The following is a 26,932-nucleotide window of genomic DNA, read 5'->3' as shown; positions in this document are numbered from 1 at the left end:
CACCCCGCCATCGCTGTAACGGCAACCCGATACGACAACGAAGAAGAGAGAGGAAAAAGAGATGCTGACGAAGATGTTCCAACGCGCCACCGTCAAGAAAAACGAACGCGCCCTACTGCTGCGCAACGGCAGCTTTGACCGCGTGCTGCGCAGCGGCACCTACTGGCTGTTTTCGGGCACCGACCAGTTGCGCGTGGAGACCTTCGCCCTGGAACAACCCGCCTTCACCCACGGCCTGGCCGAGTACCTGATGGCGCAAGAGCCCGCGGTGGTGGCCGCCGAGTTTGTGCAGGTGAGCCTGTCGGAAACCGAAGTGGGCTTGCGCAGCGAAAACGGCGTGCTGGTCGAGATCCTGCCCCCCGGCACTCGCCGCCTTTATTGGAAAGGTTTGGTGGATGTGAGCGTGCAAGTGGTGGACCTGCAAGCGGGCGCTGAGTTACCCACCGCACTGGTGGCACGATTGACGCAAACCCAGCTGCGCCAGCGCAGCGTGACCGGCTTGGCCGGTGTGCTGCAGGTGCAGGTGCCCGAGGGCCAGTGCGCGCTGTTGACGGTGGACGACAAGGTGGAGCGCCTGCTCACGGCTGGCACCTACGCCTTCTGGAAGTACGGCCGCACCGTGGCCGTGGAGATGGTGGATTTGCGCCTGCAAGCCGTGGAGGTATCGGGCCAGGACATCATGACCCGCGACAAGGTAAGCCTGCGCCTGAACCTGTGCGCCACCTACCGCTACACCGATGTGCTGCGCGCCTTTGCCCAGTTGCAAAAGCCTGCCGACCACCTGTACCGCGAGCTGCAGTTTGCGCTGCGCGCCGCCGTGGGCACCCGCACGCTCGACGAGCTGCTGGAGAACAAGACGGTGATCGACGACGTGGTGACCGCACACATGGCCGCCAAGCTGTTGCCCTACGGCATGCAGCTGGAAAGCGTGGGCGTGAAGGACATCGTGCTGCCGGGCGAGATGAAGACCATCCTGACCCAGGTGGTGCAGGCACAGAAGCAGGCCGAGGCCAACGTGATCCGCCGCCGCGAGGAAACTGCCGCCACGCGCTCGCTGCTCAACACCGCGAAAGTGATAGAGGACAACCCTGTCGCCCTGCGCATGAAGGAGCTGGAGACGCTGGAGCGCGTGGCTGAACGCATCGACAAGATCTCGGTTTTTGGCGGCCTGGACCAGGTGCTCAATGGCCTGGTGAAGATGAGATGAAAGAACCCTATGAAGAAGCAACCGACACCTGTAACCACACCGCTGGAAGCAGCCACACAGGCGGTCTACCAGGCATTTGCCAAATACAGCGCACCAGAGGTGGGCACCCTGGATGTCTGCACTGCCTGCTGCATGGATGCTGACCTGGCGCTGCAAATGAGCCACCTGCCGATGCCCCAACTGACCGAGAAGCACTTCTACCAATACAACGATTCGGCCAAGAGCCAGGTGCAGCCTGCGGATGAAATCAAATACCTGGCCCCACGGCTGCTGGAACTGCTGGCCGAAGGCGCCCGGTTGCACCACTCCACCGAGCTGTACCTGGACCGCTTGGGGCGGTGCGAGCCCGGCTCCTTTTCAGCGACAGAACAGGCTGCGCTGCAGGGCTTTGCGCTGGCGTACTTTGCACAAGGCTTGGAGCAATGGCCTGCGGGCAGCGATTCGCTTTTCCAGTGGGATAACGCCTTCACCATCTTGCTCATGTGGGCCTATGCCCGCGTGCCGCTGGAGCCCTTGCTAGAGCACTGGCTCGATAGCGACAGCGACGCATCGACCCTGCACTTTGTGGACGCGTGCTATTGGGACTATGTGTGGAATGCCAACCAGATGGGCAATGCGTTTGCCGCTGACCAGGCCGAATACAAACGCACCATGGAGGAATGGCTGAACAGGCCCGCCACCAAGGCACGTTGGGCGGAAAAGCTCATGCGCCTGGTGGACACAGGCCCCACCAGTTCCTGGTTGCCAGCGGGGGCCGTGGACCATCAGCGCTACCCGCTCCCGGAGCGGATCAGCGCAGTTTTTGACGCGATGACCGCATAACGCCCGTCGCCCTAAAAGCGAACAACACAACAAAGAAACAACGAGAAAAGAACCATGGCCGATAACTACGAACAACTCGAAATCCCGAACGGTGTGCCCGTGAAGATGTGGACGAACGGCGTGCCCGTGGAAGAAGAAGCCAGGAACCAGCTGCGCAACATTGCCCGCCTGCCCATCGTGTTCAAGCACGTGGCGGTGATGCCCGATGTGCACCTGGGGATCGGCGCGACCATCGGCTCGGTGGTGCCCACCCTCAAAGCCATCATCCCCGCTGCGGTGGGGGTGGACCTGGGGTGCGGAATGATGGCGTGCAAGACCACGCTCACGGCCAGCGACCTGCCCAATAACCTCGCTGGCGTGCGCACCGCCATTGAACGCGCCGTGCCCGTGGGGATGACCCCCAAGCGTTTCGGCCGCGACAAGGGAAGCTGGGATACGCCGCCCGCCGAGACCGACCGCGCCTGGGCAGCGCTGGTGGATGAGTTCGATGAGATTTGCGAAGCGCACCCGCGCATCAAAAACACGAACAACTACAAGCACCTGGGAACGCTCGGAACGGGCAACCACTTCATCGAGATCTGCCTGGACGAACACCAGTCCGTGTGGGTGATGCTGCACTCGGGCTCGCGTGGGGTGGGGAACGCCATCGGCACCCACTTCATCGAGCTGGCAAAGAAGGACGCCGAGATGAACCAGCGCAACCTGCCGGACAAGGACCTGGCGTACTTCGAAGAAGGCGCGCAGTACTTCGGCGACTACGTGAAGGCCGTGGGGTGGGCGCAGAAATTCGCCGCCGCCAACCGCGAGGTGATGATGGGCCGCGTGATTGCAGCGCTGCGAAAAGTCATCACCAAGCCATTCGAGACGCACATTGAGGCGGTGAACTGCCACCACAACTACGTGCAGCGCGAAACGCACTTCGGGCAAGACGTGTTCGTGACCCGCAAGGGCGCGGTGAGTGCCGAGCAAGGCAAGCTGGGGATCATCCCTGGGAGCATGGGGGCCAAGAGCTTCATCGTGCGCGGAAAAGGCAACCCTGAGAGCTTTAACAGCTGCAGCCACGGCGCAGGCCGCACCATGAGCCGCACCAAGGCCAAGAAGCTGTTCACGGTCGAAGACCAGATCAAGGCGACCGAAGGCGTGGAATGCCGCAAGGACGCGGATGTCATTGACGAGATTCCGATGGCGTACAAGAACATCGACGCGGTGATGGCGGCGCAGGAAGACCTGGTGGAGGTGGTTTACACGCTCAAGCAAGTCGTGTGCGTGAAGGGATGAACGTGCAGCAACTGGACTTAGACGGCTCCACTGGCGAAGGCGGCGGCCAGATCCTGCGCACCGGCCTGGCCCTGTCCATGGTCACCGGCCGCCCACTGCACATCACGCGCATCCGTGCGGGGCGGCCCAAGCCGGGGCTGATGCGCCAGCACCTGGCCTGCGTGCAAGCGGCGGTGGCCGTGTGCGGCGGGCAGGCCGAAGGCGCGGAGCTGAATTCGCAAACGCTGGTGTTCACACCCGGCAACGTGCGTGCAGGTGATTACCGTTTTCAGATCGCGACGGCAGGCAGTTGCCTGCTGGTGCTGCAGACGGTGCTGCCCGCGCTGATGCTGGCCGATGGCCCGAGCAAGGTCGAGCTGTCGGGTGGCACGCACAACCCGATGGCGCCGCCGTTTGATTTTCTGGAACGCGCCTTTGCGCCGCTGGTGCGGCGGCTGGGTGTGGGGCTGGAGTTGCAATTGCAGCGGCGGGGCTTCTACCCCGCCGGGGGCGGCGAGCTGGTGGCGCACATCGTGCCCGCCACCGCCACCACGCAGCCGCTGGCGCCGGTGGATGTGCTGGAGCGCGGCCCGCTGCAAAACGGCTGGGGCGAGGCACTGGCACCCGGCCTGGCGCGCCACATAGCGACGCGGGAGCTGGAGGCGCTGGGCCAGCGCATGGGGTGGACGTTCGAGGCCGGCCAACTGCGCCAGCCATCCACACGCCAGAACGAGGGCCCGGGCAATGCGCTGATCGCCACGCTGGAGTATGCGCAGGTGACCGAGGTGTTTTGCCAGTTGGGCGAGCGCAGCCTGTCGGCCGAGCAGGTGGCCAAGCGGCTGGTGGACGAGGTGCGCGCCTACCAGCGCAGCACCGGCGCGCTGGGCCCGCACCTGGCGGACCAGTGGATGCTGCCGCTGGCTCTGTCTGTGTGGCGCAGTGGGCAGGCCGCGCGCTACACCTGCACCAAGGTTACGCAGCACACGGTTACCAATGCGCAGACCATCGCGCTAGGCTTGCCGGTTGAGGTTCAGATCACCCCCTCAGAGGATGCAATGCACGTTGAGATATCTCCCGTGCCCTGAAGGGCCAGCGCGGCATGGACCCATACCCTGGCTATATCCATATGACCAGGGCCGTAGAACAAGTGGTTCAGAATGCGCACCACACCCCTTCCCTTTGACCCATCCGACACCTCACAGGAGACGCCATGAAAGTTGACAACATTCTTCAGACCATTGGCAACACGCCCCACGTGCGCATCAACCGCCTGTTCGGCCCAGGCGCCAATGTGTGGGTGAAGTCGGAGCGCAGCAACCCCGGCGGCTCCATCAAGGACCGCATTGCGCTGGCGATGGTGGAAGACGCCGAGAAATCGGGCGCGCTCAAGCCCGGCGGCACCATCATCGAGCCCACCTCGGGCAACACCGGCATTGGACTGGCGCTGGTGGCGGCCGTCAAGGGCTACAAGCTCGTCCTCGTGATGCCCGACAGCATGAGCATCGAACGCCGCCGCCTGATGCTGGCCTATGGCGCGCAGTTCGACCTGACCCCGCGCGAAAAAGGCATGAAGGGTGCCATCGCCCGCGCGCAAGAGCTGCAGGCGCAGACGCCTGGCTCGTGGATTCCGCAGCAGTTCGAGAACCCCGCCAACATCGACATCCATGTGCGCACCACGGCGCAGGAGATCCTGGCAGATTTCCCCGACGGCATTGATGTGCTGATCACGGGGGTGGGCACGGGTGGCCACATCACGGGCGTGGCGCGGGTGCTCAAAGCCAAGTTCCCCCAACTCAAGGTGTTTGCGGTGGAGCCCACGGCCTCGCCGGTGATCTCGGGCGGCGCGCCGTCGCCCCACCCCATCCAGGGCATTGGCGCGGGGTTCATCCCCAAGAACCTCGACACCAGCCTGCTCGACGGAGTGATCCAGGTCGATGCCGAACCGGCCCGCGAATACGCCCGCCGCTCTGCGCGCGAAGAGGGCATCCTGGTGGGCATCTCGTCCGGCGCCACCTTGGCCGCCATTGCCCAGAAGCTGCCCGAGCTGCCCGCAGGCGCCAAGGTGCTGGGCTTCAACTACGACACGGGCGAGCGCTACCTGTCGGTGGAAGGTTTCCTGCCGGCCTGATGGCCGCTGGCACGCAGCGCACTCACACCAGGGCCCTTCGGGGCCCTTTTTTTTGGGCTGCGCAGCACAAAGCCACGGCCAGCCGTCCTACAGCGGCGGGGCACGCAGGCCAGAACAATCAGTGTTCGCACCGGCCCACCTCTGCGGTGATTTCGCCGGAGCCCCTCCCAACGATTGCAACTGCCCATGGCCCCGAACTCCGCGACAGACTCCCAGCCTATTGCGTTCAAGGTGCTCACCGTGAACGTGCACAAGGGCTTCACCACCTTCAACCGGCGCTTCATGCTGCACGAGCTGCGCGAGGCCGTGCGCGACGTGGCGGCCGACCTGGTGTTCTTGCAGGAGGTGCTGGGCACGCACCACCGGCACGCCAGCCGGTTCGCCAACTTTCCGCAGGTTCCGCACTACGAGTTTCTGGCCGACACCATCTGGTCGCAATACGCCTACGGCCGAAATGCGGTGTATGACAACGGCGACCATGGCAATGCGTTGTTGTCCAAGTTTCCGATCACGCATTACGAGAACCACGACATCTCGGTGAGCGGGCCCGAACGGCGCGGCATGCTGCACTGTGTGCTGCAGCCCCCCGGGCACCACCTGCCGGTGCATGCCGTATGTGTGCACCTGGGCCTGCAGGAGTCGCACCGGCAGCACCAGCTGCGCCGCGTGTGCGATCTGGTCAACAGCTTTCCCGCCCACGAGCCTGTGGTGCTGGCGGGCGACTTCAACGACTGGCGCCACCGTGCCCACCGGGTGCTTCAGCACGAGGCGGGATTGCAGGAAGTCTTTGTGCAGGCGTTTGGCCGAGCGGTGCGCACGTTTCCGGCGGCGATGCCGCTGCTGGCGCTGGACCGCATTTACGTGCGCAACGCGACCGTGCACTCGCCATTGGCATTGCCCAAGAAACCCTGGGACAAGCTCTCGGACCATGCGCCCCTGGCTGCGGAGATCCTGCTATGAAACGCCCTACCTTCCGCGCGCCACGCTCGTCCCGCTGGGTGCCCGGCAACCATTTCGAGTTGCTCGAAAACGGCGAGGAGTTCTTTCCCCGCGTGTTCCAGGCCATTGCCGAAGCACGGCGCGAGGTCATGCTGGAAACCTTCATCCTGTTCGAGGACAAGATCGGCCAACAGCTGCACGCCGCTTTGCTGGCGGCCGCCCGGCGGGGCGTGGAGGTGCATGTGCTGGTGGACGGCTTTGGCTCGCCCGATCTGTCGGACCAGTTTGTCGGCAGCCTGGTGGAGGCCGGCGTGCACTTTCGCATCTTTGACCCGGGCCGCCGTTTCCTGGGCCAGCGGCTGAACCTGCTGCGCCGCATGCATCGCAAGATCGTGGTGGTGGACGGGCACCTGGGGTTCATTGGTGGCATCAACTACTCGGCCGACCATGTGGCCGACTTTGGCCCCGAAGCCAAGCAGGACTATGCCGTGCAGGTGCGCGGCCCCATCGTGGCGCAGATGCACCACTTCACCCGCGAGGCCGTGCTCAGCCGCCAGGACCGCAAGCGCCACCAGGCCGCAGGCATCACCGGGCGCCCGCACGCGGGCACGGCCCATGCCATGTTCGTGACACGCGACAACCAGCAGCACACCAACGACATCGAGCGCCACTACCGCGTGGCCCTGCGCGCAGCGCGCAGCCGGGTGGTGATTGCCAACGCCTACTTCTTCCCGGGTTACCGGTTCATCCGCGAGATGCGGCGCGCCGCGAAACGGGGTGTGGATGTGCGCATCATCCTGCAAGGCCAGCCCGACATGCCCATCGTGAAGACGGCAGCCAGCCTGCTGTACGACCACCTGCAGCGCGCAGGCGTGCGGGTGTACGAATACTGCGACCGCCCGCTGCACGGCAAAGTGGCGCTGGTGGACGAGGACTGGTCCACCGTGGGCTCCAGCAACCTCGACCCGCTGAGCCTGTCGCTGAACCTGGAGGCCAACGTGATCATCCAGGACCGCGCCTTCAACGCCCACCTGCACCGCCGCCTGTCGCACCTGATGGAGCACAGCTGCAAGCAGGTCGAAGCCACCGCGCCCAGCCGCTGGAACGGCCTGCGCCTACTGCGCAGCTATGCGGTGTTTCACCTGCTGCGCTGGTTCCCCGCCTGGGCGGGCTGGCTGCCCCGGCACGAGCCCCACATCACGCTCGCCAACCCGGGCGCCGCAGAGCCCGCAGGCAGCCCCGCCACCTGAACCGGCGGGCACACACGATGGCCACCCCCACGCTGCACGCGGACACCCCGGTGGGCCGCAACCGGCACACCACCAGTAGCTGGCGCCACTGGCCGCAGCAGGCCTGGTGGCCCTGGCTCACGCGGGGGGTCGCCATCGCCTTCTTTGCGGCGGTAGCCGCGCTGATCTTTCGGCAGGCGCGCACGGTGGACTGGCCCGCCGTGCTGCAGGCGCTGCGCGATCTGCCCACCGCCGCACTGGCGCTGGGCGGCGCACTGGCGCTGCTGAGCCACTTTACCTACGGCAGCTTTGACTGGGTGGGCCGCCATTGCAGCGGCCACCGCCTGCCGCGCGGCACCACCCTGGCCATTGCCATGACGAGCTACCCGTTCACGCTCAACCTGGGCTCGCTGATTGGCGGCGTGGGCGTGCGCTACCGGCTGTACGACCGGCGCGGCGTGGACCCCGGCACCATCGGCCAGGTGGTGGGCACCAGCATCGTGACCAACTGGGTGGGCTACCTGATGCTGGCAGGCGTGCTGTCATGGTTGTGGCAGCCCCCGGCAGTGGCCGGGTGGACGGTAGCGCCCTGGCAATGGCACTTGGGCGGTACGGTACTGGGCGGCCTGCCGCTGGCCTACCTGGCACTGTGCGCGGTGCGCAGGGGCCGCGCGCTCACGCTGCGCGGCCATGCGTTTCCGCTGCCGCACTGGCCCGTCGCACTGTGGCAAATCGCGGCATCGGCCGCCAACTGGATGCTGATGGGCGCCGCGCTGTGGACGGTGCTGCAACACCAGGTGCCCTACCCCGCCGCCCTGGCCACCGTGCTGCTGGGGGCCGTGGCCGGGCTGGTGCTGCGCGTGCCTGCAGGCCTGGGTGTGCTGGAGGCCGTGGGCGTAGCGCTGCTGGCCACCCACGCATTGGGGCAGGAACAGGTGCTGGCTGCACTGCTGGCCTACCGGGCGCTGTACTACTTTGGGCCGTTGGTGCTGGCCGCCGTGGCGCTGGGTGTGGCCGAGCTGCGCTGGCGCCAGGGGCCTGCGCAAGGCATGCAGCGCACTCCGTAGTCAGAATTTCAGCCAAAAGTGCCAGATGCGCTAGTGCATATTGGCCTTGTTGCTATCATTTTTATATAACCCTGCCGCCCGATACCCCGGTAACTCGGTCCGACAGGGGTTCCGCCCGCTGCGCGGACCCCGTATCATCCCGGCCCCACGCCATTGCTTTTCGCCCGATCGACACGGGCCCGCAAGACCATGATCCGACTCTCCGAAATCCGGCTGCCGTTCACCGTGGCCGAAGCCCCCGAGGCGCCCCTGCGCGCCGCTGCCGCCCAAATCCTGGGCCTGGCTGACGCCGACATTGCCCACCTGCACGTCTTCAAGCGCAGCTTTGACGCGCGCAAGGCCGACCTGCTGGCGGTCTACATCGTGGACATCACGCTGGCTCAGCCTGAGCGCGAAGCCGCGCTGCTCGCAAAGTTCGCTGGCAACCCGCACATCCAGCCCACGCCCGACATGGCCTGGCACCCCGTGGGCCAGGCGCCTGCCGAGCTGCCCTTGCGCCCGGTGGTGGTGGGCTTTGGCCCCTGCGGCATCTTTGCTGCGCTGGTGCTGGCGCAGATGGGCTTCAAGCCCATCGTGCTGGAGCGCGGCAAGACCGTGCGCGAACGTACCAAGGACACCTGGGGCCTGTGGCGCAAGCGTGAGCTGCACGCCGAAAGCAACGTGCAGTTTGGCGAAGGTGGCGCCGGCACGTTCAGCGACGGCAAGCTCTACAGCCAGATCAAGGACCCGCGTCACCTGGGCCGCAAGGTGATGAACGAGTTCGTCAAAGCCGGTGCGCCCGAAGAAATCCTGTATGTCGCCCACCCGCACATCGGTACCTTCAAGCTGGTGAAGGTGGTGGAAAACCTGCGCGAGCAGATCATTGCGCTGGGCGGCGAGATCCGCTTCGAGCAGCGCGTGACGGACGTGATCATCGAAGGCCAGGGCGACCAGCGCCACCTGCGCGGCCTGAAGGTGCTGAACCAGGCCACGGGCGAGACCACCGAGCTGCGCGCCGACCATGTGGTGATGGCCCTGGGCCACAGCTCGCGCGACACCTTTGCCATGCTGTACCAGCGCGGCGTGGCCATGGAGGCCAAGCCGTTTTCCATCGGTTTCCGTATCGAGCACCCACAGGGCGTGATCGACCGCGCCCGCTGGGGCCGCCACGCGGGCCACCCGCTGCTGGGCGCGGCCGACTACAAGCTGGTGCACCACGCCGCCAACGGCCGTGCGGTGTACAGCTTCTGCATGTGCCCCGGCGGCACCGTGGTGGCCGCCACCAGCGAGCCCAACCGCGTGGTCACCAACGGCATGAGCCAGTATTCGCGCAACGAGCGCAATGCCAACGCGGGCATGGTGGTGGGCATCGACCCCCGCGACTACCCGCAGGACGCGCAGGCGTTTGAAACCCACCTGGGCCAGACCTACGGCGTGGAGGCCCTGCCCGCCGGGCAGTTCCACCCGCTATCGGGCAGCGTGCTGCAGCGCCAGCTCGAATCCAACGCCTTTGTGCTGGGCGGGCGCGACTACAGCGCACCGGGCCAACTGGTGGGCGAGTTCATTGCGGGCAAGCCTTCGACCCAGTTGGGCAGCGTGGAGCCCTCGTACAAGCCCGGCGTGGCCCTGGGCGACCTGCACGCCGCCCTGCCCGGCTATGCCATCGAGGCGCTGCGCGAGGCGCTGCCCGTGTTCGGTCGCAAGATCAAGGGCTTTGACATGCACGACGCGGTGCTGACCGGCGTGGAGACGCGCACCTCGTCGCCGCTCAAGATTGGCCGTGGCGACAACTTGCAAAGCCTGAACACGCCGGGTCTGTACCCGGCGGGCGAAGGCGCCAGCTACGCGGGCGGCATTCTGTCCGCCGGCGTGGATGGCATCAAGGTCGGCGAGGCCGTGGCCCGGAGTCTGCTGGGCGCAGCGGGCTGACCTGCCTCCTGACGGTGCCGGCCCGGGGCACCGCTTACTTGCGCTGCAAAAAGTCCACGGCCAGCGCCGCCAGCGAGCGAGCGCCCACGGGCAACTGGTCTTCGTCGATGTCGAACAGCGCAGAGTGGTTGGGCGGGGCCTTGGCAAAATCCTTGCCCTTGGGTGGCGCACCCAGGAAGTAGAAGAAGCCCGGCACGACCTTCTGGAACTCCGAGAAGTCCTCCGACCCTGCCACCTTCGGGATCACCATGGTCTTGCCGCCCATGGCCAGGTTCAGCGCGGGCAGCGAGGCCTGCGTGAGCGGCGCCGGGTTGGTGGTCACGGGGTAGGCCACGGGGCCAAAACGCACGCTGGCCTTGGCACCGCTGGCGGCGGCAATCGACTCGGCCGTGGTGGTGATGCGCTTGAGCGCTTCCTGGCGCATGTCTTCGTCAAAGGTGCGCAGCGTGCCCATCATCTCCACCTTGTCGGGGATGATGTTGTAGCGGGTGCCGCCCTGGATCTGGCCGATGGTGACCACCGCCGGTTCCTGGCTGATGTTGAGCTGGCGGCTCACCACGGTCTGCAGGCCCATCACCACCTGGCTGGCGGCCACGATGGGGTCGATGGCGGCCCAGGGCGACGAGCCATGGCCGCCACGCCCTTCCACATGGATGGTGATGTTGTCCGAACCGGCCATCAGCGGGCCGCTGCGGTAGCCCACCACGCCGCCAGGCAGGTTGGAGGTGATGTGCAGCCCATAGATGGCCTGCACGTCCTTGAGCGCACCGGCTTCGATCATGGCCTTGGCGCCGAAGCTGGGCACCTTGCCGTTGGCGTCGGGCTCCACGGGAGCGCCCTCTTCGGCGGGCTGGAAGATGAACTTGATCGTGCCCGGCAGCTGCGCCTTCATGCCCGCCAGCACCTCGGCCGCGCCCATCAGCATGGCGGTGTGGGCGTCATGGCCGCAGGCGTGCATAACGGGCACTTCCTTGCCCAGGTAGTTGGCCTTGGCCTTGCTCGCAAACGGCAGGCCGGTGTTCTCGGGCACGGGCAGGGCATCCATGTCAGCGCGCAGGGCCACCACCTTGCCGGGCAGGCCCCCCTTGAGCGTGCCCACCACGCCGGTGCCGCCCACGCCGGTCTGCACGTCCATGCCCAGCTTCTTCAGGTGCTCGGCCACGAGCTTGGCCGTGCGCACTTCCTGGCCCGAGAGTTCGGGGTGGGCATGGATGTCGCGGCGCCAGTTGACCATCTTGGGCGCCACGGCCGTCACGGCGGCATCGATGGCCTGCAGGCCGGCGGCGTCCAGGGCCTGGGCCTGGGCGGACGGTGCGAACGTCAGCCCGCTGAGAAGCAGGCCGGTGGCCAGCGAGATGGCAGAGAGGGGTTTGTGCATGAGACAGATCCGTGCAGGAAGTGAAAACAAAAGGGAACGCGGCAAAAAAACGCACGTTCATGCTAAGAGCCCACCCCACGCTGCAGACAAGCGAGAATGGCCATCCACAGAGCCAATATCGCCATGCCCCGTTCTTCTGTCCCATCTGCGACGGCGCCGGTTTTTCGCATCGACATCCCGCTGCTGCCCGAATCGGCGGTGGGCAACGCACTGCAGTTCATCGACCTCTTGCGCAGCGCCAATCTGCTGGCCGGCTTGCGGGGCGGCGCTGGCTCGCCCCGCCTGGCCTGGCGGCTGCTGGACGCCCAAGGCCAGCCGCTGGCGCACCAGCCGGGCCCGCTGGCGGCCTACACGCAGCCCCCGGCGGCACCTGCCGAGGGGCCGGCATTCGCCTGGTTCATCCCCTCCTTCCACGCCGCCGACATCCCCGCCATCCGCAGCGTGGCGTCGCGCCACCGCGCCCTCTCGCGCCAGATCGGCATTGCGCTGGATGCAGGGCACAAGGTGCTCACGGTCGGCAGCGGGGCCTGGCTGGCGGCGCAGAGCGGGCGCCTGCAGGGCCGCCGCTGCGGCCTGCCGTGGTTCTACCTGGCCGGGTTTGAGCGCGACTATCCCGACATCGACCTCGATGCAGGCCACGACCTGACCGATGACGGCCCCTGGCTCAGCTGTGCGCTGCCCCACAGCCTGGGAGAAATGGCCATCGCCCTGGTGCGCCACGCACTGGGCGACGCGCTGGCCCAGACCTGCGCCAGCGTGCTGCGGCCCGACCACGAACGCGCCCGGGCTGCGCTGCAGGCCAACGCGCAGCAACACATCCCCGCCACGCGCGACAGCACCCTGGCCCGCGCCATGGCCTGGATGGAGACCCATCTGGACGAGCCCTACTCGCTGGCCCGGCTGGCCGAGGCGGCGGCGGTGAGCCCGCGCACTTTGCTGCGGCACTTTCAGCTGGAGCTGTCGCAGTCGCCGCTGGACCACCTGCACAGCCTGCGCTGCGCACGCGCCAAGGTGCTGCTGGAGGTGACGCTGGAGAGCGTGCCCAGCATTGCCACGGCCTGCGGCTATGCCGACCCGGCGGCGTTCCGGCGCATCTTTGTGCGCTACACCGGCATGGCACCGGCCGAGTACCGCAAGCGCCATGCACTGCGCGCGCCGCGCAGGCGCTGGCGGGTGGATCTGACGTGAAAGCCCGGTGTACTCTCGCCTAGTGTGCTGTCCCGCAAATAGCTGCACGAAATGAAATCGATGGCATCGCGCCCAGGGCAAGGCGCAAACCGCAGTGATAGCCGTAGCTATCGCGAGGATTTGCAACGCAGCCCTGGGGGTGAGGACGCGACTTCATGTGGAGTTATTTGCGGGATAGCACACTAGCGAGGCAGCGCGTTGCCCGAAGGCAGGCGAAACGCCTCCACCAGCTCGGCCAGCTGTTGCGCCTGCACCCGCAGGCCTTGCGCGGCGGCGGAGGATTCTTCCACCAGTGCGGCGTTCTGCTGCGTCATCTGGTCGAGCTGCGAAACCGCCTCACCCACCTGGCTCAGGCCCGTGGTCTGCTCGCGCGCCGCAGTGCTGATCTCGCCAATGATGGTGGCCACCTGCTGCACCGAGTTCACGATCTCGCCCATGGTGCCGCCTGCCGCGTGGACCAGCTGGGTGCCCTCGTCCACCTGCCGCACGCTGTCGCTGATCAGGCCCCCGATCTCCTTCGCCGCCGTGGCGGAACGCTGCGCCAGGCTGCGCACTTCGCTGGCCACCACCGCAAAGCCACGGCCCTGCTCACCGGCACGGGCTGCCTCCACGGCCGCATTCAGCGCGAGGATGTTGGTCTGGAATGCAATGCCGTCGATCACGCTGGTGATGTCGGCAATGCGGCGCGACGACAGCGCAATGCCGTCCATAGTGCCCACCACGCGGTCCACCGCCTCGCGCCCGCGCTGGGCCACGCTGCTGGCGCCAGTGGCCAGGGTGCTGGCCTGCGCAGCCGCGTCGGCGCTGTGGCGCACGGTGGCCAGCAGCTCCTCCATGCTGGCGGCGATCTCTTCGAGGTTGGAGGCGGTCTGCTCGGTGCGGGCCGACAGGTCGCTGTTGCCTGCCGCGATCTCGCTGCTGGCACCGGCCACCGAGGTGCTGGCCTGGCGCATGCCCACCACCAGCTCGGCCAGCCGTGCCTGCATGCCGCCCAGGCGCGCCAGCAGGGCCTGCAGTTCGTCGCGGTTGCCCGCCTGCGGCGCGGGCACGGGGGAAGTGAGGTCGCCTTCGGCAATGCGGTCGGTCACCTCGGACGCATGGGCCAGGGGCTGCAGGATGGAGCGCGACAGCAGCCAGGCACAGGCCAGGCTCAGCAGCAAGCCCACCAACGAGCCCGCCGCCAGCAGCGTGATGCCCTGGCTTTCGCTGCGGGCGGCAGCCGCACGCGCTTCGGCCACACGCTGGCGCTGGTATTCGGCCAGCTTGTCCACGGCTGCGGCGTAGGCGTCTGCCGCAGGACGCAGCTGCTTGGCAATGGCGTCGGGCGGCAAGGCCTCGCCCGCCTTGCGGCGCTTGACGAGGTCGTCCCGCAACGTGCGAAAGCCGTTGCCCGCCTTGTCGATGGCATCGAACAAGGCCTGGGATTCCGGGTCTGCCGCCAGCTCGTCCAGGCGCTTGCGCACTTCGGACGAGCGGGCTGACGTGGTCTTGCGGTCGGCGTCGATGCGCGCCGCGTAGTCGGGGTTGTTGTCGATCTCCAGCAGCGTTTCGGCGCGGGCGGAGCTGAGCACCACGATGGCGTGCAGCTCCCGCGCCAGCAGCGCGCGCTCGGACGACGCACCGCCCAGGTCGTCCGCAATGTCCTGCAGCCCGGCCAGCCGCCAGATGCCCACCGCCGCCGACAGGGACATGACGAGGCAGACCACACCAAAAGCCAGGGCCAGGCGGACAGCAACACGTGCGTGGGAGATGGACATGGGAGGCTCTCGTGAGGGTGAATGGGGCAACGCGGGACAGCCGCTGGGGGTGGCAGGCGTTGGGAATGTATCGACAAAAGGTTACAAGTCCTTGAGCCGGCCCACAACAGGCCACACCCTGCCGGAGCGCCAAAGCAACAGCCGCAACGCACCAACAAAAAGGCCGCCACAGTGCAAGACTGTGGCGGCCTTCGGGGCCGATCAGGCGTCGCGCCTGAGGCGGTTCGGGTTATTGCTGCTGTGCGTTTTGCAGCGCAGCAATGCGCTCTTCGATGGGCGGGTGGGTGCTGAACAGCTTGCCAATGCCACCGGCGATGCCCATGGCCGCCACGCTCTTGGGCAGCTCGCCGGGGTGCATGCCACCCAGGCGGGCCAGCGCGTTGATCATGGGCTGGCGGCGGCCCATCAGCTGGGCAGCGCCCGCGTCGGCGCGGAACTCGCGCTGGCGGCTGAACCAAGCCACGATCATCGCGGCCACAAAGCCCAGCACGATGTCGAGTACGATGGTGGTCACGTAGTAGCCGATGCCGGGGCCCGAGCTGTTCTCGTCGTTCTTGCGCAGGAAGCTGTCCACCGCGTAGCCGATGACCCGCGACAGGAACACCACGAAGGTGTTCATCACGCCCTGGATCAGCGTCATGGTCACCATGTCGCCGTTGGCGATGTGGGCCACTTCGTGGCCGATCACGGCCTCGACCTCATCGCGTGTCATGCCCTGCAGCAGGCCGGTGGACACCGCCACCAGGGCGGAGTTCTTGAACGCGCCCGTGGCAAAGGCATTGGGGTCGCCTTCAAAGATGCCGACTTCGGGCATGCCGATCTGGGCCTGGTCGGCGAACTTGCGCACGGTCTCGACGATCCAGCGCTCGTCGGGCGAGCCGGAGCCGTCGATCACGCGCACACCCGAGGTCCACTTGGCCATGGGCTTGCTGATGAGCAGCGAGATGATCGCGCCGCCAAAACCCATGATGAGCGCAAAGCCCAGCAGCGCGCCCAGGTTGAGCCCGTTGGCCGTGAGGTAGCGGTTCACGCCCAGCAGGCTGGCCACCACCCCCAGCACGACAACGACGGCCAGGTTGGTCATCACAAACAAAAGGATCCGCTTCATGGAATGGTTTCTCCGTGGGGTAAACAACAACGAGTGTTTGCTGGCTCAGATGGGGGCCGGGGGCGCCGCTTCAAGCGCCAGTCTCCAGGCGGCGAGGCCGTGGCAGCCCCCCATGGCCGCGATTTCATCGCGCTATGGTAGGTGCAAACCCCGGCCGGGGCCTTATCACACAAGCCTTGGCGGGAATTACGAAACCGCCGCAGCCCGCAAGGGCCGGAACACCTGCGCATCGGCATAGAAGCCCGGCGCTGCATTGGCCGGCCACCAGCCGGGCACGCCCAGCACCGGCAGCGGCGTGAAGGGCTTGCTGGACCATGCCGAGGCCTCCACCTGCCCTGCCAGCCACGCATCCACCTCCGCTATGAAATCAATAGCTGCTGGCACATGAAATACGTGCGCCACCATGGGTTTTCGCGGAAAAACCAGCTTTTCGAGCAGTGCGTGCCCGAACAGCACCAGCCGGGCCTGGCCCCACAGCGGGCGCAAGTCGGTAAACAGGCGCTGCCAGTCCCGCGCCCGGAGCGCATCCCACAGGGCATCCGGCGCCTGCAGCAGTGCGCCGTTTTCATCAAACACCGTGAGTGCATCGCGCAGCGGTCCGCGCACGGCCTGCACGCCATCGGCGGCGATGGCCTGGGCCTGCAGCTGGTTCAGGCGCCGCTTGGTGTGCGGAAACCGCAACCACACCAGGCCGTTGAAAAAGTCGTGCAGGTTGTCGCGCGTGGGCACGCGGCGGGTGTCCCAGATGTACTGCTCGTAGGCGGTGCCTTCGGGCAGCGCGGACTGGGGCACAAAGACCACCGGAGCACCCTGCGGCGCTGCGGTCTGCAATGCCTGGTGCACCGATGGGTCATCCTGCAGCAGCTGCTGGGCCAGGGGTTGGCCCAGGCCGCGCCACGGCGCCAGCCAGGGAGCGCTCCAGTCGATGGCGTCGAAGGGCGGACTTACACCAGCCGCCACGGCAGGGCTTCACCGGCGCGCAGGGGCTTGAGTTCGGCTTCGCCAAACGCAAAGCTGTCGGGCGGTGTCCACGACTCGCGGCGCAGGGTGATGGTGGTGGTGTTGCGCGGCAGGCTGTAGAAGTCCGGGCCATGAAAGCTGGCGAAGCCTTCGAGCTGGTCGAGCGCCCCGGCATTGTCGAACGCCTCGGCATACATCTCGATGGCCGCGTGGGCGGTGTAGCAGCCCGCGCAGCCGGTGGCGTGCTCCTTGAGGTGCGCCGGGTGCGGTGCACTGTCGGTGCCCAAAAAGAACTTGCTGCTGCCGCTGGTGGCGGCCTGCACCAGGGCCACGCGATGGGTCTCGCGCTTGAGCACCGGCAGGCAGTAGTAATGGGGGCGCACACCGCCGATGAAGATGGCGTTGCGGTTGTACAGCAGGTGGTGCGCGGTGATGGTGGCGGCGGTGAAGCGGTCGGCGCTGGCCACGTAGTCGGCCGCGTCCTTGGTGGTGATGTGCTCGAAGACGATCTTCAGCTCGGGGAAGTCGCGGCGCAGCGGGATGAGCTGCTGCTCGATGAACACGGCCTCGCGGTCGAACAGGTCGATGTCGCTGCTGGTCACTTCGCCGTGCACCAGCAGCAGCATGCCGGCCTTCTGCATGGCTTCCAGCGTTTTATAGGTCTTGCGCAGGTCGGTCACGCCCGCGTCGCTGTTGGTGGTGGCGCCTGCGGGGTAGAGCTTGCAGGCCACCACGCCTGCGGCCTTGGCACGCACGATTTCTTCGGGCGGGAGGTTGTCGGTCAGGTACAGCGTCATCAGCGGCTCAAAGCTCATGCCTGCGGGCACGGCGGCCAGGATGCGCTGCTTGTAGGCCAGGGCCTGCTCGGCCGTGGTGACCGGCGGGCGCAGGTTGGGCATGATGATCGCGCGCCCGAACTGGGCGGCGGTATGGGGCACGACGGTGTGCAAGGGCTCGCCGTCGCGAACGTGCAGGTGCCAGTCGTCGGGGCGGGTGATGGTGAGGGTTTGGGGGGCTGCAGTCATGGGCGTCATTGTCCCATTGCGGACATGCCGCCTCCAAACGCTCTCATTTTCATAGCTAGCGAGGCATATGTTCGTAGCGCTACCGCATGAAACGGCTCATCACGGTAGCGCCAGGGACAGATCTGCCGGTTTATTCGGCGGTGATCCCTGCGCGTTTGACGACCGCGCCGAACTTCACCATCCGGTCCGCCATCATTTTTTCGAACGCGGCGGGCGACATCTCTTCCGGCACGATCACGCCACGGTCCTTGAGGTTGGCCACCATGGCGGGCGATGTGGCCACTTGGCGCACGGCCTTGTACAGCGTCTGCACCACCGCATCGGGTGTGCCCGCAGGCGCGGCCAGGCCTGTCCAGGAAGTGAGGTTGAGCTCGGGGTGGCCCACCTCGGCCATGGTGGGCACATCGGGCAGTTGCGGCAGGCGCTGGTCGGCCGCCACGGCCAGAGCGCGCACCTTGCCCGCCTGGATGTGGGGCAGCATGATGACCAGGTTGTCGAGGATGAACTGCACCTCGTTGCCCAGCACGCCCGTGATCAGCGGCGTGCCCCCACGGTAGGGAATGTGCGTGGTGAACACGCCCGTGGACACCTTGAGCATTTCCACATTGAGCTGGCCCATGCTGCCCACGCCGCCGCTGCCGTAGTTGAGCTTGCCCGGGTTCTTCTTGGCGTAGTCGATGAACTCCTTGAAGGTCTTGAACGGCAGGCTGCTGTGCACCACCAGCGCGTTGGGCTGGCGGCCCAGGATGGCGATGTTCTCAAAATCCTTGACCGGGTCGTAGCCGATCTTGGGCTGGGTCAGCGGGTTGGCCAGGTGGCTGCTTTGCGATGACACGACCAGGGTGTAGCCATCGGCTTTGGAGCGCGCCACATACTGCGCGCCCACCGAGCCACCCGCGCCGGCGCGGTTTTCCACCACGATGGGCACGCCCAGCACGCGCGACAGCGGCTCGGAATACTGGCGCGCCATGATGTCCACCGACCCACCCGGCGGGAAGGGCACCACCAGCGTGATCGGGCGCGAAGGGAACTTGTCTTGCGCCATGGCGGGCAGCGCGGCGAGGCCGGCAAGGCCCAGTCCGGTGGTCAGAAGGTGGCGGCGGGAAGGTGTGGTGTGCATGACGATCAAAGAACTCAAAAAAGGGGCGGGAAGGTACAAAAAATCAGGGGTGTGCCAGCACGGCCAGCGCCACGGCCTGCGCGCGTGGCACAAAGGTGGACAGCTCGCAGTACTCGCGTTCGGTGTGTGCGTGGCCGCCCACCGGGCCCGTGGCGCACAGCGTAGGCACGCCCACTGATGCGGTCAGGCCGCTGTCGGCCGCGCCGCCGGTGAACTCGCCTTGCACCTCAAAGCCCAGCGACCGCGCGCCTTGCTGGTACAGCGCCAGCAGGTCGTCCGGGGTGGGCTTCATGGGCAGGGTGCGGCGCGTGGTGGTGATGCGGCCCTGAGTGCGGGGCACGGACTCTTCTTCGACGATGGCACGCACGCGCTCCAGCAGTTCGTCGGGGTTGGTGTCGGCGGTAAAGCGCAGGTCCACCTCAGCGCGGGCGTGTGGGGCCACCATGTTGGGCACGATACCCCCTTGCACCACGCCCACATTACAGGTGACGCCCGTGGCCGGGTCGGTCAGCGCATGCAGCGCCAGGGTCTTGCGGGCCAGGGCTTCGATGGCGCTGGCGCCAGCGGCATGGTTGATGCCTGCATGCGCGGCCACGCCCTGCACCTCGAACTCCACCACCATCGAGCCCTTGCGGCTGGTGACCACGTTGCCGCTGACGCGGCCCGGCTCGGCGTTGAACACCACACGCGCCCCCCGCACGCGGGCCATGATGAGGTCACGCGTGGCGGGCGAACCGATCTCTTCATCGCACGAGAAGAACAGGTGCAGCGGCGCCTGCAGGCCGCCGCAGCGCGCAAAGGCCTCGGCCACAAACACGTTGAGCACCAGGCCGGACTTCATGTCGGCCACGCCTGGGCCGTAGGCGCGCCCCGCTTCTTCGCGGTAAGGGCGCTTGGCCACGGTGCCATCGGGAAACACCGTGTCCATGTGCCCCATGAGGATGATGGGCGCGCCACCGGCTGCAGCGCCCTCTGCCGGGTTGACCTGCGCATGCAGCAGCACGCCATAACCGGGCACGGGCTCAAACTGCACCGGCACACCGGCCGCCTGCAGGCGCTCGGCCAGGGCATGGGCCACGGCTGTCACGCCCGCCTCATTGCGGCTGCCGCTCTCGATATTGACCACTTTTTGCAACAGGTCTTGCATGGACTGCTGCTGTCTGGCCAGCCAGTCCAGGACCTGCGCACGCACCGGCAGCAGACCTTCGTTCAGGGTATTGAGCATCGTTGTCCTTGGGCAAGCCCCAGGTAGGGGCAAAATTTGGGCCGCAGTGTTGCACGCGACCCGGGGTTCTGCAACGTATTTTGCACGAATGAGAATTTTATGAAATCATCATTGCACGAATCCAGCGCCTTGCTGACCGAGCGGCTGGCCCGCCAGGACGCCGACCTGACCGCCAGCGAACGGGCGCTGGCCGAGGCCCTGGGGCGCGACTACCCCCACGCCCTGCTGGAGTCCGCCACCGCCCTCGCTGCGCGCACTGGCACCAGTGCATCGACCGTGGTGCGGCTGTTTGCCAAGCTGGGCTACGGCAGCTATGCCGAGGCCCAGCGCGAGGCGCGGGCCGAGGTCACCGCCCTGCTGCAAACGGCGGGGCAGCGCGCGCCGGTCACCATCGGCACCCGGCGCAGCCTGCAGCAGTGCGTGGACGACGCGCTGCTGCACGACCAGCACAACCTCACCACCACGCGCGACGGACTGGACATGGCGGCCTTCGAGGCCATGGTGGCACGTATCGCACAGGGCAAGGGACGCATCTTTGTGCTGGCGCAGATCAACAGCGCCCCGGTGGCCGCCTGGCTGGCGCTGCACCTGAACATGTGCCGCCCGGGCGTGCACGAACTGGGGGCTGGCGCGGTGGACGCCACCGACCAGCTGCTGTGGATCCAGCCCGAAGATGCCTTGCTGGTCTTCAGCATCCGCCGCTACGCCAGCGGGCCGGTGAAAGTGGCGCAGCGCTTTCGCGACGCCGGGGCCCAGGTGCTGGCCATCACCGACAGCGCCGCTGCGCCCTTGGCCGCGCTGTCCCACCACCGGCTGCAGGTGCGCACATCCAATGCGTCGCCGTTCGACTCTTACACCGCCGCGTTCTTCCTGTGCAATGCGCTGGTGTCGGCCGTGGCCCAGCTGCGGCACAAGGCGGTGTCCGAGGCACTGAAGCGGCGCGACGATCTGTGGACGGATTTCGAGTCGCAACTCATCGTGGAAAGCCCCTCGCCAGCCAGTCGGCGGAGCAAGCGCTAGCCTGTGCGCGGCAGACGTTCAGCCCTGGGTGGCCCCATGAAAAAAGCGCTCCGGAGAGCGCTTTTTTGTAGCCCCCAACCCTTGCGGCACGGGAGTGCAGGCACCGTTCAGTGCTGCAGGATCTTGTTGAGGAAGTCCTTGGTACGCGGCTGGCGTGCGTCGGGGTTGTTGAAGAAGTCGTCCTTGGAGCAGTCTTCCAGGATCTTGCCGCCCACGTCCATGAAGATCACGCGGTTGCTCACCTTGCGGGCAAAGCCCATTTCGTGGGTCACGCACATCATGGTCATGCCTTCGTTGGCCAGGCCCACCATCACGTCCAGCACTTCACCGACCATTTCGGGGTCGAGCGCGGATGTGGGTTCGTCGAACAGCATCACGATGGGGTCCATGCTCAGCGCGCGCGCAATGGCCACGCGCTGTTGCTGACCGCCCGAGAGCTGGCCGGGGAACTTGTCCTTGTGGGCGATCAGGCCCACGCGCTCCAGCATCTTGAGGCCGCGCTTCTTGGCGTCGTCCGCGCTGCGGCCCAGCACCTTGATCTGCGCAATGGTCAGGTTGTCCGTCACCGACAGGTGGGGGAACAGCTCGAAGTGCTGGAACACCATGCCCACGCGGCTGCGCAGCTTGGGCAGGTTGGTGCTGGGGTCATGCAGCTTCACGCCATCGACCGTGATCTCGCCCTTCTGGAAGGGTTCGAGCGCGTTGATGGTCTTGATGAGTGTGGACTTGCCAGAGCCCGAGGGCCCGCAGACCACGACCACTTCACCCTTGTTGATGGTGGCCGAGCACTCGTTGAGCACCTGCACCGGGCCATACCACTTGGATACGTTTTTGAGTTCGATCATTTCTTTTTCCTCAATCCAATCTCTTTTGCACCAGCCTCGATCAGCGGATGATCGCGATCTTCTGGTGCAGGCGCTTGACCGCCCAGGACAGCGCATAGCACATGATGAAGTACAGAACCGCAGCGGCCAGGTACGCCTCGATCGGACGACCAAAGTTCTTGCCCGCCACTTCAAAGCCCTTGAGCATGTCGTAGGCGCCAATGGCATAAACCAGCGACGTGTCCTGGAACAGGATGATGGTCTGGGTGAGCAGCACGGGCAGCATGTTGCGGAACGCCTGGGGCAGCACCACCAGCTTCATGTTCTGGCCGTAGGTCATGCCCAATGCCTGGCCGGCGTACACCTGGCCGCGTGGGATGGACTGGATGCCAGCGCGCATGATTTCGCTGAAGTACGCTGCCTCAAAGGCAATGAAGGTGATGACTGCCGACACTTCGGCGCCAATGGGGCGGCCGATGATGGCGGGCACCAGCAGGAAGAACCACAGGATCACCATCACCAGCGGAATGGAGCGCATGCCGTTGACGTAGATGGTGGCGGGCACATCCAGCCACTTCTTGCCCGACAGGCGCATAAGTGCCAGCACGGTGCCAAACAGCACGCCCCCGATGGTGGCCACCAGCGTGAGTATCAGGCTGAAGTACAGCCCCTTGAGCACGAAGTTGGAGATCAGGTCCCAGTTGTAGAAGGAGAAATCGAGATTCATATCAATGCCCCCCTCCGGCCGCGCCACTCACGACCATGCCAGGGATGCGTGCGCGCTTTTCAATGAAGGCCATGATGCGGTTGATCGCAAACGCCGAGATGATGTACAGCGTGGTCACCGCCAGATAGACCTCGATGCCGCGCGAGGTTTCTTCCTGCGCCTGCATGGCGAACATGGTGAGTTCGGCCACCGACACAGCAAACGCCACGGACGAGTTCTTGAAGATGTTCATCGTCTCGCTGGTCAGCGGCGGAATGATGATGCGAAACGCCATGGGCAGCAGCACATAGCGGTAGGTCTGGAAGGTGGTGAAACCCATGGCCATGCCGGCGTACCGCTGGCCGCGTGGCAGGGCCTGGATGCCCGAGCGCACCTGCTCGGCGATACGTGCCGAGGTGAAAAAGCCCAGCGCCAGCACCACCAGCGCAAAACCGGGCACGCCCCGTAGCACCGGGAACAGGCTGGGCAGCACGTGGTACCACAGGAAAATCTGCACCAGCAGCGGAATATTGCGAAACAGCTCGACCCAGGCATTGCCCAGCCGAACGATCATCGGGCGATCCTGCAAGGTGCGCAGCGTACCGATGAATGAACCCAACACAAGCGCCAGCAGCAAGGCCAGCAGCGAAACGGACACCGTCCAGCCCCAGGCCGACAGCATCCAGTCCAGGTAGGTGATCTCGCCGCCTTTGCCAAAGCAGCCCTGCACCACATCCCGGTCCATGGTGTCCTGGCAGAACACCTGCCAATCCCAACTCATAGGAGCACCCCTTTAATTTTTGGTTTTGCGCTGGGGGGCCCACTGGGCCGACCCAACAAAAAAGCCCCTTCAAACCAGCTGGCCGAAGGGGCACAAGCGTTGCAGAGCTTACTTCTTGGCGTAGTCTTCCATGGGCTTGTCGTTAGGCGATGCCCAAGCTGCCTTGGTAGCGTCGGACATCGGCAGACCGATCTTGGTGTTGGTCGGTGGCACAGGTTGCATGAACCACTTGTCGTACAGCTTGGCCAGCGAGCCGTCGGCGATCTGGCGCTTGATGGAGTCGTCCACAGCCTTCTTGAACGCGGGGTCGTCCTTGCGCAGCATGCAGGCGATGGGTTCCACCGACAGCACTTCGCCCACGATCTTGTAATCGGCAGGGTTCTTGGACTTGGAGACGTTGGCAGCCAGGATGGAGCCGTCCATCACGAATGCGTCAGCACGGCCGGTTTCCAGCATCAGGAAGCTGTCGGCGTGGTCCTTGCCAAACACTTCCTTGAAGTCGATGCCGCCAGCACGTTCGTGCTTGCGCAGGGTCTGCACGGAGGTCGTGCCGGTGGTGGTGGCCACGGTCTTGCCGTTCAGGTCCTTGATCGAGGTGATGCCCGAGTTGGCCTTCACCACGGTGCGCACTTCTTCCACATAGGTGGTCACGGCAAACGCCACGTCCTTTTGGCGGGCAGCGTTGTTGGTGGTGGAGCCGCACTCCAGATCCACGGTGCCGTTGGTCACCAGCGGAATACGGTTTTGCGAGGTCACGGGCTGGTACTTGATATCCAGCTTGGGCAAGCCCAGTTGCTTCTGGATATCGTGCAGAACGATCTCGCCCATTTCGGTGTGGAAACCCACGTACTTGCCGTTGCCCAGCGTGTACGAAAGACCCGAAGACTCGCGCACGCCCAGCGTCACGCTGCCGGAGGCCTTGATCTTGGCCAGAGTGTCATTGGCCTGGGCAAATACGCTGCCTGCAGCCAAGGCGGTCACGGCAACCGCGAGCAAATGTTTCTTCATAGGGATCTCCTTGTGTTGAAAACGAAAAAGGGGGGGATTTTAGAGACAGGGGCCAGCCGGGGGTAACCGGTCAGGACCGCACTCCAAAAAGGGGTAGCACGCAACCAGGGATATTAGTCAGAACGGGACCTGGTCGGTAGGGTATTTCCAGAAGTCGCGCAACAAGTAACTGACCGGCAGGCTCAGCACGGTGTTGTTGGGCGGAATGGCCTTGTTGAACCACTTGTCGTAAATCGGGTAAATCTCGCGGCTGGTAATCAGGCGGCGCATTTCCTCATCCACCAGCTTTTTGAACTCAGGGTCGTTCTTGGGCAGCATGATGGCCAGTGGCTCGGTGGTCATGAAGCGGCCCACCACCTTGAGCGCCTTGGGGTCGGGCCGCCCGGCCGCCAGGCCGTACAGCAGCACGTCGTCCATCACAAATGCATCGGCCTCACCCTTCTCGACCATCTCGACCGCCTTGGCATGGTCGGGTGCCTCGACGATGGTGATGCCCATCAGGCGCTCTCGGTTGGCCTGGTCGGCCGCCTTCAGGGGCGTCGTGCCCTTGGTGGACACCAGCTTCTTGCCGTTGAGATCCTCCACCCTGTCGACGGCGCTGGAGGACTTGACCAGCAGCCGCGCGCCGGTGATGAAGTGGGGGATGGTGAAGGCCACCTTCTGGCGCCGCTCGGCGTTGTTGGTGGTGGAGCCACACTCCATGTCGGCCTTGCCCTGCTCGATCATGGCGATGCGGTTGGCCGGCGTGACAGGCACCAGCTCGATCTCCATGTCCTTCTTGCCGGTCTTCTTGCGCACCAGCTCGGCCATGCGCAGGCACAGGTCCAGCGCATAGCCCACAGGCTTGCCCGACTGGCTGTCGATGTACGAGAAAGGCACCGAGGATTCACGGTAGGCAATGACCAGCTTGCCACCGCCAGCCACGCGCTCCAGCACGCTGGCCTGCGCAGACGCACCGACCGCACAGCACAGTGCTGCGAGGCCCCAGGCCAATCCCCAATGCTGAACTTTCATACGATGCCTCTGTGAAGGAATGAACCGGGTTTGCAATCTTCGTGCCACCGTGGGGCCCTGCCAAGGCACACGCTGCTATCCACCGATCCGGCGATGGCGCAGACTGTACGTGTCGTTACGGTGAAATTCCAATGCCGTTTGCGCGCACAACTATGCAAAGTGTTTATGTCCGTATTTACCCTTAGCATGAGGCCGCTTGGGCCTGCAGGTAGGTCCACAGCGCCTGCGCCGTGCCTTTAGGGGTGTCCTTGCCATTGGGCTTTTCGCGGTAGGCACGCACATCCATGGTCATCTGCAGGCCTTCGGTATCGGGGGGCGCGGCGCTGACCAGGCGGCGCGAGCGCAGCTCCTTCTTCACGGCGCTGTGGGGCAAGAAGGCCACGCCATGCCCTTCCAGCGCCATGGCCTTGAGACCTTCGGCCATATCGGTCTCGTACACACGCTCCAGGTGAATGGGCGTCTGCGATTGTTTGAGGATGAGTTCGGTCACCCGCCCCAGGTAGGCGCCGGGCGCATAGCCCAGGTAGGGCAGCGGCTGCCCCGCGCGGCCGGGCAGGCGGTGCACGGGCTGGCCCTCGGCGTCGGCCTTGCTGTAGGGCGACAACACTTCCTGACCCAGGCTGACCATTTCATACCGATCGGCATCGAGCTGAAAGGGCTGCGAGGGGTGGTGGTAGGCGATCAGCAAGTCGCACCCGCCTTCGACCAGGCGCATCACCGCGTCGTGCACATTCAGCGCAATCAGGCGGCTTTTGAACGGGCCGAACTTGTCGTGCAGGCTGGACACCCAGGCCGGGAAGAACGTGAACGCCAGCGTGTGGGGCACGGCGAACTCGATCATGTCCTTGCCTGCGCTGGTGTGCGCGCGCAGCATGGCACGCGTGTTCTGCAGCGACTGGAGCATTTCCAGGGCCTGGTCGTACAGGGTTTTGCCGGCCGGGGTCAGCCGGGTGGGGTAGGAGCTGCGGTCCACCAGGTCGGTGCCTGCCCAGGCCTCCAGCGCCTGGATGCGCCGCGAGAACGCTGGCTGGGTCACATGCCGCAGCTGCGCTGACCGGCTGAAGCTGCGGGTTTCCGCAAGACTGACGAAATCTTCAAGCCACTTGGTTTCCATCGGTGCATTATCCGCGCGCGGGCTACACCGTGCTGGCCGCTGGCATGAGGGTTTACACAGTGCTGACGCGGCGCACCAATGGTGTGCATGCATAGCAACCCATCGCATAATAGAAAGCGGCGCCTACAGCGCTCCGCGTCGAGGCCC

The 26,932-nt window shown here is 65.8% G+C and carries 24 protein-coding genes; 11 read left to right on the top strand and 13 right to left on the bottom strand.

What is annotated here, in order from left to right:
* Positions 1-73 precede the first annotated feature (73 nt).
* From N4G42_RS04085 to N4G42_RS04045, 9 genes are all read left to right on the top strand, one after another.
* Positions 74-1,207, top strand: coding sequence for a slipin family protein (locus N4G42_RS04085; RefSeq protein ID WP_260666318.1), 1,134 nt, complete (start codon positions 74-76; stop codon positions 1,205-1,207).
* A 9-nt stretch (positions 1,208-1,216) separates the two neighbouring features.
* Complete coding sequence (locus tag N4G42_RS04080) at positions 1,217-2,029, top strand: hypothetical protein (protein WP_260666264.1); 813 nt, start codon at positions 1,217-1,219, stop codon at positions 2,027-2,029.
* Positions 2,030-2,083: 54 nt separating this feature from the next.
* Positions 2,084-3,307: an RtcB family protein gene (locus N4G42_RS04075; RefSeq protein WP_260666263.1), complete on the top strand. Its 1,224-nt coding sequence runs from the start codon at positions 2,084-2,086 to the stop codon at positions 3,305-3,307.
* Positions 3,304-4,371: an RNA 3'-terminal phosphate cyclase gene (gene rtcA, locus N4G42_RS04070; RefSeq protein ID WP_260666262.1), complete on the top strand. Its 1,068-nt coding sequence runs from the start codon at positions 3,304-3,306 to the stop codon at positions 4,369-4,371. The genes N4G42_RS04075 and rtcA overlap by 4 nt, the downstream gene beginning before the upstream one ends.
* A gap of 125 nt (positions 4,372-4,496) precedes the next feature.
* Positions 4,497-5,414, top strand: coding sequence for a cysteine synthase A (gene cysK, locus N4G42_RS04065; protein ID WP_056059308.1), 918 nt, complete (start codon positions 4,497-4,499; stop codon positions 5,412-5,414).
* A gap of 186 nt (positions 5,415-5,600) precedes the next feature.
* A complete protein-coding gene (locus N4G42_RS04060; protein ID WP_056745297.1) occupies positions 5,601-6,374 on the top strand; it encodes an endonuclease/exonuclease/phosphatase family protein in 774 nt (257 codons plus the stop codon).
* Complete coding sequence (clsB, locus tag N4G42_RS04055) at positions 6,371-7,603, top strand: cardiolipin synthase ClsB (protein WP_260666261.1); 1,233 nt, start codon at positions 6,371-6,373, stop codon at positions 7,601-7,603. Before N4G42_RS04060 ends, clsB begins: the two co-directional genes overlap by 4 nt.
* A gap of 17 nt (positions 7,604-7,620) precedes the next feature.
* Positions 7,621-8,649 (top strand): YbhN family protein, encoded by a 1,029-nt coding sequence (locus N4G42_RS04050; protein ID WP_260666260.1) that lies wholly within the window; start codon positions 7,621-7,623, stop codon positions 8,647-8,649.
* Between the two features lie 189 nt (positions 8,650-8,838).
* Positions 8,839-10,557, top strand: coding sequence for an NAD(P)/FAD-dependent oxidoreductase (locus N4G42_RS04045; protein WP_260666259.1), 1,719 nt, complete (start codon positions 8,839-8,841; stop codon positions 10,555-10,557).
* A 34-nt stretch (positions 10,558-10,591) separates the two neighbouring features.
* On the opposite strand, the gene N4G42_RS04040 is transcribed toward N4G42_RS04045, so the two are convergent.
* Positions 10,592-11,935 carry an amidohydrolase gene (locus tag N4G42_RS04040; protein ID WP_260666258.1) on the bottom strand — a complete coding sequence of 448 codons (1,344 nt, stop codon included), beginning with the start codon at positions 11,933-11,935 and terminating at the stop codon, positions 10,592-10,594.
* A gap of 123 nt (positions 11,936-12,058) precedes the next feature.
* Between N4G42_RS04040 and N4G42_RS04035 the strand changes: the two genes are divergently transcribed.
* Positions 12,059-13,123 carry a GlxA family transcriptional regulator gene (locus tag N4G42_RS04035; RefSeq protein ID WP_260666257.1) on the top strand — a complete coding sequence of 355 codons (1,065 nt, stop codon included), beginning with the start codon at positions 12,059-12,061 and terminating at the stop codon, positions 13,121-13,123.
* 182 nt (positions 13,124-13,305) lie between these two features.
* On the opposite strand, the gene N4G42_RS04030 is transcribed toward N4G42_RS04035, so the two are convergent.
* From N4G42_RS04030 to N4G42_RS04005, 6 genes are all read right to left on the bottom strand, one after another.
* Positions 13,306-14,880 carry a methyl-accepting chemotaxis protein gene (locus tag N4G42_RS04030; RefSeq protein ID WP_260666256.1) on the bottom strand — a complete coding sequence of 525 codons (1,575 nt, stop codon included), beginning with the start codon at positions 14,878-14,880 and terminating at the stop codon, positions 13,306-13,308.
* Between the two features lie 229 nt (positions 14,881-15,109).
* A complete protein-coding gene (gene htpX, locus N4G42_RS04025) occupies positions 15,110-15,988 on the bottom strand; it encodes a protease HtpX (RefSeq protein WP_056745306.1) in 879 nt (292 codons plus the stop codon).
* Positions 15,989-16,174: 186 nt separating this feature from the next.
* Positions 16,175-16,948 carry a DUF3025 domain-containing protein gene (locus N4G42_RS04020; protein WP_260666255.1) on the bottom strand — a complete coding sequence of 258 codons (774 nt, stop codon included), beginning with the start codon at positions 16,946-16,948 and terminating at the stop codon, positions 16,175-16,177.
* On the bottom strand, positions 16,933-17,973 hold the full coding sequence (pyrC, locus tag N4G42_RS04015; RefSeq protein WP_056745863.1) for a dihydroorotase: 1,041 nt from the start codon (positions 17,971-17,973) through the stop codon (positions 16,933-16,935). The genes N4G42_RS04020 and pyrC overlap by 16 nt, the downstream gene beginning before the upstream one ends.
* A 130-nt stretch (positions 17,974-18,103) precedes the next feature.
* Entirely contained in the window at positions 18,104-19,093 is a 990-nt protein-coding gene (locus N4G42_RS04010; RefSeq protein ID WP_099731250.1) for a Bug family tripartite tricarboxylate transporter substrate binding protein, read from the bottom strand.
* A gap of 43 nt (positions 19,094-19,136) precedes the next feature.
* Positions 19,137-20,318, bottom strand: a complete 1,182-nt coding sequence (locus tag N4G42_RS04005; protein WP_056059337.1) for a M20 family metallopeptidase — start codon at positions 20,316-20,318, stop codon at positions 19,137-19,139.
* A 99-nt stretch (positions 20,319-20,417) separates the two neighbouring features.
* Between N4G42_RS04005 and N4G42_RS04000 the strand changes: the two genes are divergently transcribed.
* Positions 20,418-21,338: a MurR/RpiR family transcriptional regulator gene (locus N4G42_RS04000; RefSeq protein WP_260666253.1), complete on the top strand. Its 921-nt coding sequence runs from the start codon at positions 20,418-20,420 to the stop codon at positions 21,336-21,338.
* Between the two features lie 107 nt (positions 21,339-21,445).
* Here the strand turns inward: N4G42_RS04000 and N4G42_RS03995 are convergent, their stop codons facing one another.
* From N4G42_RS03995 to N4G42_RS03970, 6 genes are all read right to left on the bottom strand, one after another.
* The gene (locus tag N4G42_RS03995) at positions 21,446-22,183 is read right to left on the bottom strand and encodes an amino acid ABC transporter ATP-binding protein (protein WP_056059339.1); all 738 of its coding nucleotides are present in this window, start codon (positions 22,181-22,183) and stop codon (positions 21,446-21,448) included.
* 40 nt (positions 22,184-22,223) lie between these two features.
* A complete protein-coding gene (locus N4G42_RS03990; protein ID WP_056059987.1) occupies positions 22,224-22,889 on the bottom strand; it encodes an amino acid ABC transporter permease in 666 nt (221 codons plus the stop codon).
* Between the two features lies 1 nt (position 22,890).
* Positions 22,891-23,649, bottom strand: a complete 759-nt coding sequence (locus N4G42_RS03985; RefSeq protein ID WP_056059340.1) for an amino acid ABC transporter permease — start codon at positions 23,647-23,649, stop codon at positions 22,891-22,893.
* 108 nt (positions 23,650-23,757) lie between these two features.
* On the bottom strand, positions 23,758-24,657 hold the full coding sequence (locus N4G42_RS03980) for an amino acid ABC transporter substrate-binding protein (protein WP_056059342.1): 900 nt from the start codon (positions 24,655-24,657) through the stop codon (positions 23,758-23,760).
* A 117-nt stretch (positions 24,658-24,774) separates the two neighbouring features.
* Positions 24,775-25,671, bottom strand: coding sequence for an amino acid ABC transporter substrate-binding protein (locus N4G42_RS03975; RefSeq protein ID WP_260666251.1), 897 nt, complete (start codon positions 25,669-25,671; stop codon positions 24,775-24,777).
* A 181-nt stretch (positions 25,672-25,852) separates the two neighbouring features.
* On the bottom strand, positions 25,853-26,785 hold the full coding sequence (locus tag N4G42_RS03970) for a LysR family transcriptional regulator (protein ID WP_056059345.1): 933 nt from the start codon (positions 26,783-26,785) through the stop codon (positions 25,853-25,855).
* Positions 26,786-26,932 lie beyond the last annotated feature (147 nt).

Source organism: Acidovorax sp. K2F, from assembly GCF_025246485.1.
Classification (GTDB): domain Bacteria; phylum Pseudomonadota; class Gammaproteobacteria; order Burkholderiales; family Burkholderiaceae_C; genus Acidovorax; species Acidovorax delafieldii.
The sequence above is the reverse complement of the archived record's forward strand: the minus strand, read 5'-3'. Positions and strand labels throughout refer to the sequence as shown.